This is a genomic window from Enterobacter cloacae complex sp. ECL352, assembly GCF_020149545.1.
GTDB classification, from domain to species: Bacteria; Pseudomonadota; Gammaproteobacteria; order Enterobacterales; family Enterobacteriaceae; genus Enterobacter; species Enterobacter asburiae_B.
Genome location: NZ_CP083709.1, coordinates 1,794,065 through 1,808,101 on the forward strand (window position 1 = coordinate 1,794,065; position 14,037 = coordinate 1,808,101).

Here is a 14,037-nt window from a genome sequence, read left to right on the forward strand (position 1 = left end):
CGTCAGAAGAGTGAGGCTTACGCGTCACCGAAACGGCGACGGCTGGTGCCTTCTTCACGACGTGGGCCGCGGTTTTCGCGACGCTCGCCGGAGAAACGACGACCTTCACCACCGCGACCTTCGCTGCGGCCGCCTTCACGACGCTCGCCACCGAAGCTGCGACCACCGCCACGACGTTCACCACCGCGGTCTGGACGTGGCTGTGCATCGCCCATCAGCTGCATGTTCATCGGTTTGTTCAGGATGCGGGTACGCGTAAAGTGCTGCAGCACTTCGCCCGGCATGCCTTTTGGCAGCTCGATGGTAGAGTGGGATGCGAACAGCTTGATGTTACCGATGTAACGGCTGCTGATGTCGCCTTCGTTAGCGATCGCGCCAACGATGTGACGAACTTCAACGCCGTCATCACGGCCCACTTCAATGCGGTACAGTTCCATATCACCCGCGTCACGACGTTCACGACGTGGACGGTCTTCACCACCACGCTCTGGACGGTCACCACGTGGGCCACGGTCATTGCGGTCATTACGGTCGCCACGACGTTCGAAGCGATCGTCACGGTCACGGAATTCACGCTTAGGACGCATCGGCGCATCTGGTGGCACGATCAGGCTACGTTCGCCCTGAGCCATTTTCAGCAGTGCTGCAGCCAGGGTTTCCATGTCCAGCTCTTCGCCTTCAGCAACAGGCTGAATCTGCGACAGCAGCGCACGGTACTGGTCCAGATCGCTGCTTTCCAGCTGCTGCTGTACTTTCGCGGCGAATTTTTCCAGGCGGCGTTTGCCCAGCAGATCTGCGTTTGGCAGGTCAGCTTCTGGAATGGTCAGCTTCATGGTGCGTTCAATGTTACGCAGCAGACGACGCTCGCGGTTCTCAACGAACAGCAGCGCACGACCCGCACGACCCGCACGACCGGTACGGCCGATACGGTGAACGTAAGACTCGGAATCCATCGGGATGTCGTAGTTCACAACCAGGCTGATACGCTCAACGTCCAGACCACGTGCTGCCACGTCGGTTGCAATCAGGATATCCAGACGACCGTCTTTCAAACGCTCCAGAGTCTGCTCACGCAGGGCCTGGTTCATGTCGCCGTTCAGCGCTGCGCTGTTGTAGCCGCTACGCTCCAGGGCTTCAGCCACTTCCAGAGTCGCGTTTTTGGTACGCACGAAGATAATCGCCGCATCAAAATCTTCCGCTTCCAGGAAACGTACCAGCGCTTCGTTTTTGCGCATGCCGTACACAGACCAGTAGCTCTGGCTGATGTCCGGGCGAGTGGTTACGCTGGACTGAATACGCACTTCCTGAGGATCTTTCATGAAGCGCTTGGTGATACGACGAATCGCTTCTGGCATGGTGGCAGAGAACAGCGCGGTCTGATGACCGTCCGGGATCTGCGCCATGATGGTTTCGACGTCTTCGATGAAGCCCATACGCAGCATTTCATCTGCTTCATCCAGTACCAGGCCGCTCAGTTTAGAGAGGTCCAGAGTACCGCGCTTCAGGTGATCCAGCAGACGGCCCGGCGTACCGACAACAATCTGTGGGCCCTGGCGCAGGGCGCGTAACTGCACGTCATAACGCTGGCCGCCGTACAGGGCTACCACGTTTACGCCGCGCATATGTTTAGAGAATTCCGTCATGGCTTCTGCAACCTGAACAGCCAGTTCACGGGTTGGAGCCAGGACGAGGATCTGCGGTGCACGCAGGTCCGGATCAATGTTGTTCAGCAGCGGCAGCGAGAATGCTGCAGTTTTACCGCTACCAGTCTGGGCCATGCCCAGCACGTCACGACCAGAAAGCAGGTGTGGGATACACTCAGCCTGGATCGGAGATGGTTTTTCGTAACCCAGATCGTTAAGGGCTTCAAGGATAGGAGCCTTCAGGCCCAGATCTGCAAAAGTGGTTTCGAATTCAGCCATGTAGTACAAGTGCCTCGATATTAATGGCGGCCAGTCTACTTAGCTCATCGTGAAAATGATTAGCAATTTTCATTGAAAAGTGTGAACCGGCTCAAAGTAGGTGTATTGACGAACAACAACGCCCTCACCAGTTAAGGTGATGGCAATCAAAAGATTACGGGCTGATGTTTATGTCGTCAGCTATTGCTGGTCCGATTCTGCCAGGTCGTCATGCTCCTGGCCCAAGAGCGATAATTCCAACAATGCATAACGGTGCTCAACGAAGTTGTGTACGTTGTTAGCAACCGCTAATTTGAACAGTGCCGTAGCGCTGTCCATATCCCCCAGACTTAGGTAGTACTTACCTAAATAGAAGTTGGTTTCACTGAGATGCTCAGCGAGCGAGGTGTTATCCGTTGCGTCCGCCTTGAGGCGTTCCATCAGCGTTGCTTCGCTAATGTTGCCCAGGTAGAACTCGACAATGTTCCATCCCCACTGTTCCTTGTCCGATTTATCGAAGCGCTGTTTCAGTGCCTCTTTTGCCTGCTTCTCATCGAGTTTCCGCTCAACGATGTAAAGCCACAGGCTACGGAAAGGATCATTAGGATCGTCTTGATAAAACGCCAGCAGATCATCTTGCGCTAACTTATCACGACCGCCGTAATACAATGCGATACCGCGATTCAAGTGCGCGTAGTTGTAAGTTGGATCAAGCTCAAGTACAGAATCAAACGCTTCATAGGCAGCATCAAAATTGCCTGCCTGCGTTAAATAAATGCCTAAGTAATTGAATACTTCAGGCATATCAGGTCGGATAGCCAGCGCTTGTGAAAAATCATTTCGCGCCAATGCCCTCAGACCGAGACTATCATACAACACTCCGCGCTCATATAAAAGCTGTGCGCGTTCTTCATCGGTTAAAGCCCGACTGGCAAGTATTTGTTCCATGCGTGCCAGAATCACTTCCTGCTGCAAAGTCGGTTGCAATGGCACTGCGAGGACTTCGCTCTTACGCCAGGCAGAGTTGCTGCATCCTGCCAGCGTTAAAGCTGTCGCAACGAAACACCAGCGCAAAAAAGGCTTCATTTCCCACTCCCGAAGACAACTATTGGATGAACGTCCTGTCCCCCGGCGGCTTAACAAGGCGTCCTGCCTGATAATAGGCCCTCCGCAAAGCGGAGGGCAAATGGCAACTTATTCGCCTTGCTGTTCTGCTGCCTGTGCTTCTGGCGCAGCAGCTGGCTGAGACTGCTCGGTTGCTTCTTTAATGCTCAGACGGATACGGCCCTGGCGATCAACTTCCAGAACTTTCACCGGTACTTCCTGACCCATCTGCAGGTAATCGGTCACTTTCTCAACGCGCTTGTCAGCGATCTGAGAGATGTGAACCAGACCTTCTTTACCGCCACCGATGGCAACGAACGCGCCAAAGTCAACGATACGGGTCACTTTACCTGCGTAGACGCGGCCCACTTCGATCTCTGCCGTGATTTCTTCGATGCGACGGATCGCGAATTTCGCTTTCTCGCCGTCGGTTGCTGCGATCTTCACAGTACCGTCATCTTCGATTTCGATCGTGGTGCCAGTCTCTTCGGTCAGCGCACGGATTACGGAACCGCCCTTACCGATAACATCTTTGATCTTGTCTGGATTGATCTTGATGGTGTGGATACGTGGAGCGAACTGAGAAATGTCGCCACGCGGCGCGTTAATCGCCTGTTCCATCACGCCCAGGATGTGCAGACGCGCACCTTTAGCCTGGTTCAGAGCAACCTGCATGATCTCTTTGGTGATACCTTCAATTTTGATATCCATCTGCAGCGCAGAGATACCTTCGCGGGAACCCGCTACTTTGAAGTCCATATCGCCCAGGTGGTCTTCGTCACCCAGAATGTCAGACAGAACAACGAAGTTGTCGCCTTCTTTCACCAGGCCCATTGCGATACCCGCAACGGCGGCTTTGATTGGCACGCCTGCATCCATCAGCGCCAGAGAAGCACCACACACGGAAGCCATGGAAGAAGAACCGTTGGATTCGGTGATTTCAGAAACCACACGAACGGTGTACGGGAACTTGTCAGCTTCTGGCATTACTGCCAACACGCCGCGCTTCGCCAGACGACCGTGACCAATTTCACGACGCTTCGGCGAGCCAACCATACCGGTCTCACCTACGGAGTACGGAGGGAAGTTGTAGTGGAACAGGAAGCTGTCAGTGCGCTCGCCCATCAGTTCGTCGATGATCTGTGCGTCACGTGCAGTACCCAGGGTCGCGGTTACCAGCGCCTGCGTTTCGCCACGGGTGAACAGCGCGGAACCGTGAGTACGTGGCAGAACGCCAGTACGCACATCCAGACCACGGATCATGTCTTTTTCGCGGCCATCGATACGCGGCTCGCCTGCCAGTACGCGGCTACGAACAACGTTTTTCTCGATTGCGTGCAGGATGTCGCTCAGTTCGTTAGCGTCCAGCGTTTCGTCTTCAGCAACCAGCGTCGCGATAGTTTCAGATTTGATCACGTCAACCTGAGCGTAACGCTCCTGTTTGTCAGTGATGCGGTATGCATCGCTCAGACGAGATTCTGCCAGAGCTGCAACGCGTGCGTTCAGCGCGTCGTTTGCTGCTTCTGGCTGCCAGTCCCAACGTGGTTTACCGGCTTCTTTCACCAGGTCGTTGATGTTCTGGATAACGATCTGCTGCTGGTCGTGGCCAAATACCACAGCGCCCAGCATCTGGTCTTCGCTCAGCAGTTCAGCTTCGGATTCAACCATCAGCACAGCCGCTTCAGTACCTGCAACAACCAGGTCCAGCTTACTTTCTTTCAGCTCTTCCTGGGTTGGGTTCAGCACGTACTGGTCGTTGATGTAGCCAACGCGCGCGGCACCGATTGGGCCATTGAATGGAATACCAGACAGTGACAGGGCAGCGGATGCGCCGATCATGGCAACGATGTCCGGGTTAACCTGTGGGTTAACGGAAACAACGGTCGCGATAACCTGTACTTCGTTAACGAAGCCTTCCGGGAACAGCGGACGAACCGGGCGGTCAATCAGACGCGCAATCAGGGTTTCGCCTTCGCTTGGACGGCCTTCACGACGGAAGAAACCACCCGGGATTTTACCGGCAGCGTAGGTACGCTCCTGGTAGTTAACGGTCAGCGGGAAGAAGTCCTGACCTGGTTTAGCTTTTTTCTGGCCAACAACGGTAACGAATACCGCAGTGTCATCCATGCTTACCATAACGGCAGCAGTAGCCTGACGTGCCATCATGCCGGTTTCCAGCGTGACGGTATGTTGACCATACTGGAATTTACGAACGATCGGATTCAGCAAAGTTCTGTCCTTTCTTAAATGTTTGACAGCACACCACCGGTGTGCTGTCGATTTAACCCGACCTTCTTCGCATCCTCGCGACTAATGACAACCAACACCCCCATGGGTGAAGCCTCTCATTAGCCGCGCGAACCTCTGCAATGAAGATCATTTATAGCAACAATACAATAGTTTCCAGTGAATTGCTGCCGTCTGGTTGAAAAAAGGGGCCATCAGGCCCCCTTTTCTGAAACTCGCAAGAATTAGCGACGCAGACCCAGACGCTCGATCAGCGCGGTGTAGCGTGCAACATCTTTACGTTTCAGGTAGTCGAGCAGTTTACGACGCTGAGAAACCATACGCAGCAGACCACGACGGCTGTGGTGATCTTTTTTGTGCTCTGCAAAGTGACCCTGCAGGTGGTTAATCTGTGCAGTCAGCAGTGCAACCTGAACTTCGGTAGAACCGCTGTCGTTAGTACCACGACCAAACTCAGAAACGATTTTAGCTTTAGCTTCAACGCTTAGAGACATTTTCAAACTCCAAAGTATAAAGAATGTAAGGATGCCGATCTCTAATTCAGCAATCCCATGTACGCCCCGCAGATTGTTAAACAATTTACCAGGCGTTAAGCGGCGATATTCTACTCGTCTCCCCTGCTTATCGCAAGGTGAGCCGTTATCACCGTCACGCGTCGACCGGATATTCGACAACCAGACGACGCGGCGCAACGCGCCCTTCGCCATCCATTTCGCCCATACCGATGAATTTCCCTTCGTCACCTTCGGTCACGCGTACCAGTCCTTCCAGCGGCGCTTGTGCCGTACGAACCGGGTTGCCGTTCTTAAAGTAAACGGACGATGTTAAAGGAAGATTAACAACCGGGAAGTCCGCTGCCGGACTGTCCATCGGCATCAGCAAAGGATCCAGCAAATCTGCCGGCGCAATCCCCTGCGCTTCCGCCTGTTCTACCAGCTCGCGCAGATATTCCAGGGTCACCATCCGCTCCACCGGGTACTTGCTCACCGCCAGGCGGCGCAGGTAAATCACATGCGCGCCGCAGCCCAGCTTTTCACCGAGGTCGTCGATGATAGTGCGAATATAGGTCCCTTTCGAACAGTGTACTTCCAGCTCCAGTTCATCACCTTCGTGGCGAATAAACAGCAGCTCATACACGGTTATCGGACGGGCTTCACGCGGAACGTCAATGCCCTGGCGCGCATATTCGTAGAGCTTCTTGCCCTGATATTTCAGCGCCGAATACATCGACGGCACCTGCATCGTGTCTCCACGGAAGCTCTCCAGCGCAGCATCAAGCTGTTCCGCGCTGAACGTCACCGGACGCTCTTCCACCACCTGGCCATCCGCGTCGGAGGTATCCGTGCGCTGGCCCAGTTTAGCGATAACGCGGTAGCGCTTATCGGAGTCGAGCAGGTACTGGGAAAACTTTGTCGCCTCTCCCAGGCAGACCGGCAGCATGCCGGTTGCCAGCGGATCGAGCGCGCCGGTGTGGCCCGCACGGTTGGCGTTATAAATACGCTTAACTTTCTGCAGCACGTCGTTGCTGGAAGCGCCCTGGGGTTTATCCAGCAGCAGCACACCATGCACGTCGCGACCGCGACGACGAGGACGACTCATTAGTCCTCCTTGCTGTCGTCCGCCGGGTTAACACGACGCTCGTCGTCATGTTTAACCACGCTGGTCACCAGGTTGGACATACGCATACCTTCAACCAGCGAGTTGTCGTAGAAGAAGGTCAGCTCAGGCACGATGCGCAAGCGCATCGCTTTGCCGAGCAGGGAGCGGATGAAACCAGAGGCTTCCTGCAGCGCTTTAATGCCGTTTTTCACTGCCGCTTCGTCCTGATCGTTCAGGAAGGTGACGAACACTTTTGCATAGGCCAAATCGCGGGACATTTCGACACCGGAAACGGTGGTCATCATGCCGACGCGCGGGTCTTTAATTTCACGTTGCAGAATGAGTGCGATCTCTTTCTGCATTTCCTGCGCTACGCGCTGAGGGCGACCAAATTCTTTCGCCATAATAAATTCTCCAGACAAAAAAGGGGCTAAAAGCCCCTTTTAAAATTATTGCCGGGTGGCGCGAGGCGATCCCGGCTTACAATCGGTAATTAAGCGATGGTACGCTGAATTTCGATGATCTCGAACACTTCGATCATATCGCCAACGCGAACGTCGTTGTAGTTCTTCACGCCGATACCACATTCCATGCCGTTACGGACTTCGTTAACGTCATCTTTGAAGCGGCGCAGGGATTCCAGCTCGCCTTCGTAGATAACCACGTTGTCACGCAGTACGCGGATTGGGTTGTGACGCTTGATGTTACCTTCGGTAACCATACAGCCCGCGATCGCACCGAATTTCGGTGATTTGAACACGTCACGTACTTCAGCCAGACCGATGATCTGCTGTTTGAGCTCAGGAGACAGCATGCCGCTCATCGCTGCTTTCACTTCGTCGATCAGGTTATAGATGACGGAGTAGTAACGCAGATCCAGGCTTTCGGCTTCAATTACTTTACGCGCAGATGCATCCGCACGAACGTTGAAGCCAACCAGGATAGCGTTGGAGGCAGCAGCCAGGGTCGCGTCGGTTTCGGTGATACCACCTACGCCAGAACCGATGATCTTCACTTTCACTTCGTCGGTAGACAGTTTCAGCAAGGAGTCGGAGATCGCTTCCACAGAACCCTGAACGTCAGCTTTCAGAACGATGTTCACTTCGTGAACTTCGCCCTCGGTCATGTTGGCAAACATGTTCTCGAGTTTAGATTTCTGCTGACGAGCCAGTTTAACTTCACGGAATTTGCCCTGACGATACAGCGCAACTTCACGCGCTTTCTTCTCGTCACGCACAACCGTCACTTCGTCACCGGCAGCCGGAACACCGGACAGACCCAGGATTTCCACTGGAATGGACGGACCCGCTTCCAGAACTTCCTGACCCAGTTCGTTACGCATCGCACGAACGCGGCCGTATTCGAAGCCACACAGAACGATGTCGCCCTTGTTCAGGGTACCTTCGCGTACCAGAACGGTTGCAACCGGACCACGACCTTTATCCAGGAAGGATTCGATTACCGCGCCGCTCGCCATACCATTACGGATCGCTTTCAGCTCCAGTACTTCAGCCTGCAGCAGGATCGCGTTCAGCAGGTCATCGATACCGGTACCCGCTTTCGCAGATACTGGGATGAACTGCGCTTCACCGCCCCACTCTTCCGGCATAACGCCGTACTGAGACAGTTCGTTCTTCACGCGGTCCAGATCGGCTTCTGGCTTATCGATTTTGTTGACTGCAACAACCAGAGGCACCTGCGCCGCTTTCGCGTGCTGGATAGCTTCGATGGTCTGTGGCATCACGCCGTCGTCTGCGGCAACAACCAGTACAACGATATCCGTTGCCTGAGCACCACGAGCACGCATTGAGGTAAACGCTGCGTGGCCTGGAGTATCCAGGAAGGTGATCATGCCGTTTTCGGTTTCTACGTGGTAAGCACCGATGTGCTGGGTAATACCACCCGCTTCACCAGAGGCAACCTTAGTAGAACGAATGTAGTCAAGCAGAGAGGTTTTACCGTGGTCAACGTGACCCATGATGGTCACAACCGGTGCACGCGGTTCAGCCGCAGCGCCAGTATCACGGTCGCTCATTACTGCTTCTTCCAGCTCGTTTTCACGACGCAGGATAACTTTGTGGCCCATCTCTTCAGCAACCAGCTGTGCGGTTTCCTGGTCGATGACCTGGTTGATGGTCGCCATGGCGCCCAGTTTCATCATCGCTTTGATGACCTGAGAGCCTTTAACCGCCATCTTGTTCGCCAGATCGCCAACGGTGATGGTTTCGCCAATCACGACGTCACGGTTAACGGCCTGAGCAGGCTTCTGGAAGCTCTGCTGCAGAGCGGAACCTTTACGCTTACCGCCTTTACCGCCGCGAACAGCAGCGCGTGCTTCTTCACGGTCAGCTTTGGATTCAGCGTGTTTGTTGCCTTTTTTCGCCGGACGCGCTGCTTTTGCATTACGGCCACGGCCACGACCGCCTTCAACTTCACGGTCGTTATCATCTTCAGCCTGACGCGCATGCTGAGAAGTGGTCACGTGATAGTCGCTGGTGTCTTCAGTCGGCTCAACGGTATTCACACCATTCTTCTCGTTTTCTTCTGCCATACGGCGCGCTTCTTCGGCGACGCGGCGAGCTTCTTCTTCCAGCTTACGGCGGGCTTCTTCTTCCGCTTTACGCTTCAGCTCGGCAGCTTCATTTTCACGGCGGGCTTTTTCAGCCTGGGCGGTTTTGGTCATTTCGTCTGTCTGTTGATTGCTCACTTTGTCTTTTTCCGCAGCGTCACGCTTCACTTTATCACTTGCGTCGCGTTTCGCTTTTTCTGCGGCCTCACGTTCAGCTTTTAATTCTGCTTCACGTTTGGCGGTTGCTTCCGCCTCACGCTGAGCTTGTTCTTCCGCTTCACGCTGTGCCTGCTCTTCCGCGGCAAGGCGTTCTGCCTCTTGCGGATCACGTTTTACAAAGGTGCGCGTCTTGCGGACTTCAATTTGTACCGATTTGCTTTTGCCACCGGTACCAGGGATATTTAACGTGCTACGCGTTTTGCGCTGCAGCGTTAACTTGTCAGGCGTAGAACCGTGTTCACGGTTCAGGTGCGTTAACAAGGTTTGTTTTTCTTGCGCGGTCACCGAGTCATCAGCGGACTTCGGGATCCCTGCATCAGCAAATTGCTGTACCAGGCGGTCCACGGAGGTCTGAATCTCAGCAGCCAGCGATTTTACAGTTACATCAGTCATGCTGTTCCTTCCTGCTACAGTTTATTACGCTTCGTCGCCGAACCAGCAAATATTACGTGCGGCCATGATGAGCTCGCCGGCTTTCTCGTCGGTTAAACCTTCGATATCAGCCAGGTCATCAACGCCTTGCTCAGCGAGATCTTCCAGCGTACAAACACCACGGGCAGCCAGCTTGAACGCAATCGCACGATCAAGACCTTCCAGATTCAGCAGGTCATCAGCCGGCTTCTTATCGCCAAGGCTTTCTTCCTGAGCCAGTGCCAGGGTGGTCAGTGCGTTTTTAGCGCGTTCACGCAGGGCTTCAACGGTTGGTTCATCCAGACCGTCAATTTCCAGCAGCTCTTTCATTGGCACATAGGCCAGTTCTTCCAGCGTAGAGAAACCTTCTTCAACCAGAACAGTGGCGAAGTCTTCGTCAATATCCAGGTATTTAGTGAAGGTATCGATCGCCGCATGGGCTTCAGCCTGATGCTTAGCCTGCAGGTCATCAACGGTCATTACGTTGAGTTCCCAGCCGCTCAGCTGTGACGCCAGGCGTACGTTCTGACCGTTACGGCCGATTGCCTGCGCCAGGTTGCCCGCTTCAACAGCGATATCCATGGTGTGTTTGTCTTCGTCAACAACGATAGACGCCACATCAGCTGGAGCCATTGCGTTGATCACGAATTGCGCCGGGTTGTCATCCCACAGAACGATATCAATACGTTCGCCGCCCAGCTCAGTAGAAACTGCCTGAACGCGCGCACCGCGCATACCGACGCAAGCACCTACCGGGTCGATACGCTTGTCGTTGGTTTTCACCGCAATTTTCGCACGGGAGCCCGGATCGCGAGCCGCCGCTTTAATCTCGATAACTTCTTCACCGATTTCCGGCACTTCGATACGGAACAGTTCTACCAGCATTTCTGGTTTAGAACGGGTCACGAACAGCTGTGCACCACGCGCTTCAGGGCGAACGGCGTACAGAACACCGCGAATACGGTCGCCTGGGCGGAAGTTTTCACGCGGTAGCATATCTTCACGCAGGATCACGGCTTCAGCGTTACCCGGCAACCCTTCGGATTTGATCTCCAGGGAGATGTTGTCGCGGTTCACTTTCTTCACCACGCCGGTGATGATTTCGCCTTCCTGATCGCGGAACTGATCGACAACCAGCGCGCGCTCGGCTTCGCGCACTTTCTGCACGATAACCTGTTTAGCGGTCTGAGTCGTGATACGGTCGAAGGTCACAGATTCAATCTGATCTTCAACGTACTCCCCCACGTTCAGACTTTCGTCTTCAAAACGGGCAGCTTCCAGCGTGATCTCTTTGGTCGGCTGGGTCACTTCTTCAACGATTACCCAACGACGGAATGTATCGAAGTCACCGCTTTTACGATCGATTTCTACGCGAACATCGATCTCTTGTTCGTATTTTTTCTTGGTTGCTGTAGCCAGTGCACTTTCCAGCGCTTCGAAAATCTTCTCACGCGGCAGTGATTTCTCGTTGGAGACGGCTTCAACAACAGCCAAAATTTCTTTGTTCATCGCGGGCTTTTCACCTCAATCCAGACTGTTAAAAGTGGGGAACCAGGTTCGCCTTCTGGATATTACTCAGCGCGAACACTTCATCTTTGCCTTCGACTGTCACCGTGATCATTTCACCATCAACGGCTTTGATAATTCCCTGCCATTTACGGCGGTTCTGTACGGCCATACGCAGAACGAGAGCCACTTCTTCACCGGTAAAGCGCACATAGTGCTCGGCCGTGAACATCGGGCGATCGAGGCCAGGTGAGGAAACTTCCAGGTTGTACGCAACGGTAATCGGGTCTTCAACATCAAGAACCGCACTCACCTGGTGGCTGACATCAGCACAATCATCAACATTGATGCCATCTTCACTATCAATATAGATGCGCAGCGTCGATGTACGGCCGCGAACGAATTCGATGCCGACCAGTTCGTAGCCCAGTGCTTCGACCGGTGCAGTAATCATCTCTGTTAATTTTTGCTCTAATGTGGACAAGCCCACCCCCAAGACATAAAAAAAGGGCGTAAAGCCCAGTTATTCTGTAGTCAGATAACAAAAAACCCCGATAAATCGGGGCTTTAGATAACTGAACCCTATAGCCACAACTGTGGCCTGGAGCACTTTCCGAAAGAATTTTTTCAAATCCAGCTACGAAGGCTCTAAGTCTTCACAGTATATTTGAAAAAGAACTTTATGGGAAAGTGGTTGCGGGGGCCGGATTTGAACCGACGACCTTCGGGTTATGAGCCCGACGAGCTACCAGGCTGCTCCACCCCGCGCCTGAAACGTGGCAAATTCTACGCGTTTTGGACAGAATTTGCAAATAATGCTGGGATTTGGTACCGAAGACGGGACGTAAAATCGGCGTTTAGTATATTGATAGTTGACCCCACCTGTCAACCCAACTTCCGCCAGATCGATTAGACCAAAATTTTTACAAAAAACGCACGACTCTCTTCCGGTCTTCGCCAAAAGATGATTAAATGAATACTCACTTATTTTGCATAAAAATGCACAAGAGAGCGAAAGCGGTCTCTAATCAGTCAATCAAGCAGGGTTTTATTCTATGACGACGATTCTCAAGCATCTTCCGGTAGGACAACGTATTGGCATCGCTTTCTCAGGCGGCCTGGATACCAGCGCTGCACTGCTGTGGATGCGCCAGAAGGGAGCGGTTCCGTACGCCTATACTGCGAACCTGGGTCAGCCGGATGAGGACGACTACGATGCCATACCTCGTCGCGCTAAAGAGTATGGTGCAGAGAACGCGCGCCTGATTGACTGCCGTAAGCAACTGGTCGCTGAAGGTATCGCGGCTATTCAGTGCGGTGCGTTCCATAACACCACCGGCGGCCTGACCTATTTCAACACCACCCCTCTGGGCCGTGCGGTCACCGGCACTATGCTGGTTGCGGCGATGAAAGAAGACGGCGTCAACATCTGGGGTGACGGTAGCACCTATAAAGGTAACGATATTGAACGTTTCTATCGTTATGGCCTGCTGACCAACGCCGAACTGCAGATCTACAAGCCGTGGCTGGATACCGACTTCATCGACGAGCTGGGTGGCCGTCATGAAATGTCCGAGTTTATGATCGCCTGCGGCTTCGACTATAAGATGTCAGTCGAGAAGGCCTACTCCACCGACTCCAACATGCTGGGTGCGACGCACGAAGCGAAAGACCTGGAATTCCTGAACTCCAGCGTGAAGATCGTTAACCCGATCATGGGCGTGAAGTTCTGGGACGAGAACGTAAAAATCCAGGCTGAAGAAGTGACCGTGCGTTTCGAACGCGGCCATCCGGTTGCGCTGAACGGTAAAACCTTCTCTGATGATGTTGAGCTGATGCTGGAAGCTAACCGTATTGGCGGTCGTCACGGTCTGGGCATGAGCGATCAGATTGAAAACCGTATCATCGAAGCGAAAAGCCGTGGCATCTATGAAGCCCCGGGAATGGCACTGCTGCACATCGCTTACGAGCGTCTGCTGACCGGCATTCACAACGAAGACACCATCGAGCAGTATCACTCTCATGGCCGTCAACTGGGTAAACTGCTGTATCAGGGCCGCTGGTTCGATCCACAGGCGCTGATGCTGCGTGATGCGCTGCAGCGTTGGGTGGCAAGCGCGATCACCGGTGAAGTGACGCTGGAGCTGCGTCGCGGCAACGACTACTCCATCCTGAACACCGTGTCTGACAACCTGACCTATAAAGCAGAGCGTCTGACCATGGAGAAAGGTGAATCCGTGTTCTCACCGGACGATCGTATTGGTCAGCTGACCATGCGTAACCTGGACATCACCGATACCCGCGAGAAGCTGTTCAACTATGTTGAGAATGGCCTGCTCTCCGCCAGTTCAGGTAACGGTCTGCCGCAGGTTGAAAACCTGGAGCACAGCGATAAGAAGTAATCGCTGATGTAACGTGCAAAAGGCGCCCACAGGGCGCCTTTTTTATTTTGATTTTCGCAGGCCCGGTAAGCGCAGCGCC

The 14,037-nt window shown here is 53.8% G+C and carries 11 protein-coding genes and 1 tRNA gene; 1 reads left to right on the plus strand and 11 read right to left on the minus strand.

Annotated elements, in window-relative coordinates; all coding sequences use genetic code 11:
* Positions 1-17 precede the first annotated feature (17 nt).
* The 11 genes from LBF07_RS08790 to LBF07_RS08840 all read right to left on the minus strand — a co-directional run bounded on the left by LBF07_RS08790 (position 18) and on the right by LBF07_RS08840 (position 12,324).
* Entirely contained in the window at positions 18-1,922 is a 1,905-nt protein-coding gene (locus LBF07_RS08790; protein ID WP_069303343.1) for a DEAD/DEAH family ATP-dependent RNA helicase, read from the minus strand.
* A complete protein-coding gene (gene yrbN / locus LBF07_RS08795; RefSeq protein ID WP_097397692.1) occupies positions 1,915-1,995 on the minus strand; it encodes a protein YrbN in 81 nt (26 codons plus the stop codon). Before yrbN ends, LBF07_RS08790 begins: the two co-directional genes overlap by 8 nt.
* A 107-nt stretch (positions 1,996-2,102) precedes the next feature.
* Entirely contained in the window at positions 2,103-2,987 is an 885-nt protein-coding gene (nlpI, locus tag LBF07_RS08800; RefSeq protein ID WP_023309331.1) for a lipoprotein NlpI, read from the minus strand.
* 108 nt (positions 2,988-3,095) lie between these two features.
* Positions 3,096-5,234: a polyribonucleotide nucleotidyltransferase gene (gene pnp / locus LBF07_RS08805; RefSeq protein WP_024906369.1), complete on the minus strand. Its 2,139-nt coding sequence runs from the start codon at positions 5,232-5,234 to the stop codon at positions 3,096-3,098.
* Between the two features lie 242 nt (positions 5,235-5,476).
* A complete protein-coding gene (gene rpsO, locus LBF07_RS08810; protein WP_003861789.1) occupies positions 5,477-5,746 on the minus strand; it encodes a 30S ribosomal protein S15 in 270 nt (89 codons plus the stop codon).
* A 154-nt stretch (positions 5,747-5,900) separates the two neighbouring features.
* The gene (gene truB, locus LBF07_RS08815; RefSeq protein WP_094934463.1) at positions 5,901-6,851 is read right to left on the minus strand and encodes a tRNA pseudouridine(55) synthase TruB; all 951 of its coding nucleotides are present in this window, start codon (positions 6,849-6,851) and stop codon (positions 5,901-5,903) included.
* The gene (rbfA, locus tag LBF07_RS08820; protein ID WP_003024988.1) at positions 6,851-7,255 is read right to left on the minus strand and encodes a 30S ribosome-binding factor RbfA; all 405 of its coding nucleotides are present in this window, start codon (positions 7,253-7,255) and stop codon (positions 6,851-6,853) included. Before rbfA ends, truB begins: the two co-directional genes overlap by 1 nt.
* Before the next feature lie 89 nt (positions 7,256-7,344).
* A complete protein-coding gene (infB, locus tag LBF07_RS08825; protein WP_029739629.1) occupies positions 7,345-10,032 on the minus strand; it encodes a translation initiation factor IF-2 in 2,688 nt (895 codons plus the stop codon).
* A 24-nt stretch (positions 10,033-10,056) separates the two neighbouring features.
* Positions 10,057-11,559 (minus strand): transcription termination factor NusA, encoded by a 1,503-nt coding sequence (gene nusA / locus LBF07_RS08830; RefSeq protein ID WP_029739628.1) that lies wholly within the window; start codon positions 11,557-11,559, stop codon positions 10,057-10,059.
* 28 nt (positions 11,560-11,587) lie between these two features.
* A complete protein-coding gene (gene rimP, locus LBF07_RS08835; protein WP_014833432.1) occupies positions 11,588-12,040 on the minus strand; it encodes a ribosome maturation factor RimP in 453 nt (150 codons plus the stop codon).
* A gap of 207 nt (positions 12,041-12,247) precedes the next feature.
* Positions 12,248-12,324 (minus strand) — tRNA-Met (locus tag LBF07_RS08840).
* Positions 12,325-12,611: 287 nt separating this feature from the next.
* Here LBF07_RS08840 and argG point away from each other — a divergent pair.
* On the plus strand, positions 12,612-13,958 hold the full coding sequence (argG, locus tag LBF07_RS08845) for an argininosuccinate synthase (protein ID WP_024906366.1): 1,347 nt from the start codon (positions 12,612-12,614) through the stop codon (positions 13,956-13,958).
* Positions 13,959-14,037: the final 79 nt, after the last annotated feature.

What these genes read in the sequence shown, in the direction of transcription:
- infB (WP_029739629.1), bottom strand. Translation starts at nt 10,032, where the DNA reads ATGACTGATGTAACTGTAAAATCGCTGGCTGCTGAGATTCAGACCTCC.
- nlpI (WP_023309331.1), bottom strand. Translation starts at nt 2,987, where the DNA reads ATGAAGCCTTTTTTGCGCTGGTGTTTCGTTGCGACAGCTTTAACGCTG.
- rbfA (WP_003024988.1), bottom strand. Translation starts at nt 7,255, where the DNA reads ATGGCGAAAGAATTTGGTCGCCCTCAGCGCGTAGCGCAGGAAATGCAG.
- truB (WP_094934463.1), bottom strand. Translation starts at nt 6,851, where the DNA reads ATGAGTCGTCCTCGTCGTCGCGGTCGCGACGTGCATGGTGTGCTGCTG.
- rpsO (WP_003861789.1), bottom strand. Translation starts at nt 5,746, where the DNA reads ATGTCTCTAAGCGTTGAAGCTAAAGCTAAAATCGTTTCTGAGTTTGGT.
- LBF07_RS08790 (WP_069303343.1), bottom strand. Translation starts at nt 1,922, where the DNA reads ATGGCTGAATTCGAAACCACTTTTGCAGATCTGGGCCTGAAGGCTCCT.
- nusA (WP_029739628.1), bottom strand. Translation starts at nt 11,559, where the DNA reads ATGAACAAAGAAATTTTGGCTGTTGTTGAAGCCGTCTCCAACGAGAAA.
- argG (WP_024906366.1), top strand. Translation starts at nt 12,612, where the DNA reads ATGACGACGATTCTCAAGCATCTTCCGGTAGGACAACGTATTGGCATC.
- yrbN (WP_097397692.1), bottom strand. Translation starts at nt 1,995, where the DNA reads ATGAAAATTGCTAATCATTTTCACGATGAGCTAAGTAGACTGGCCGCC.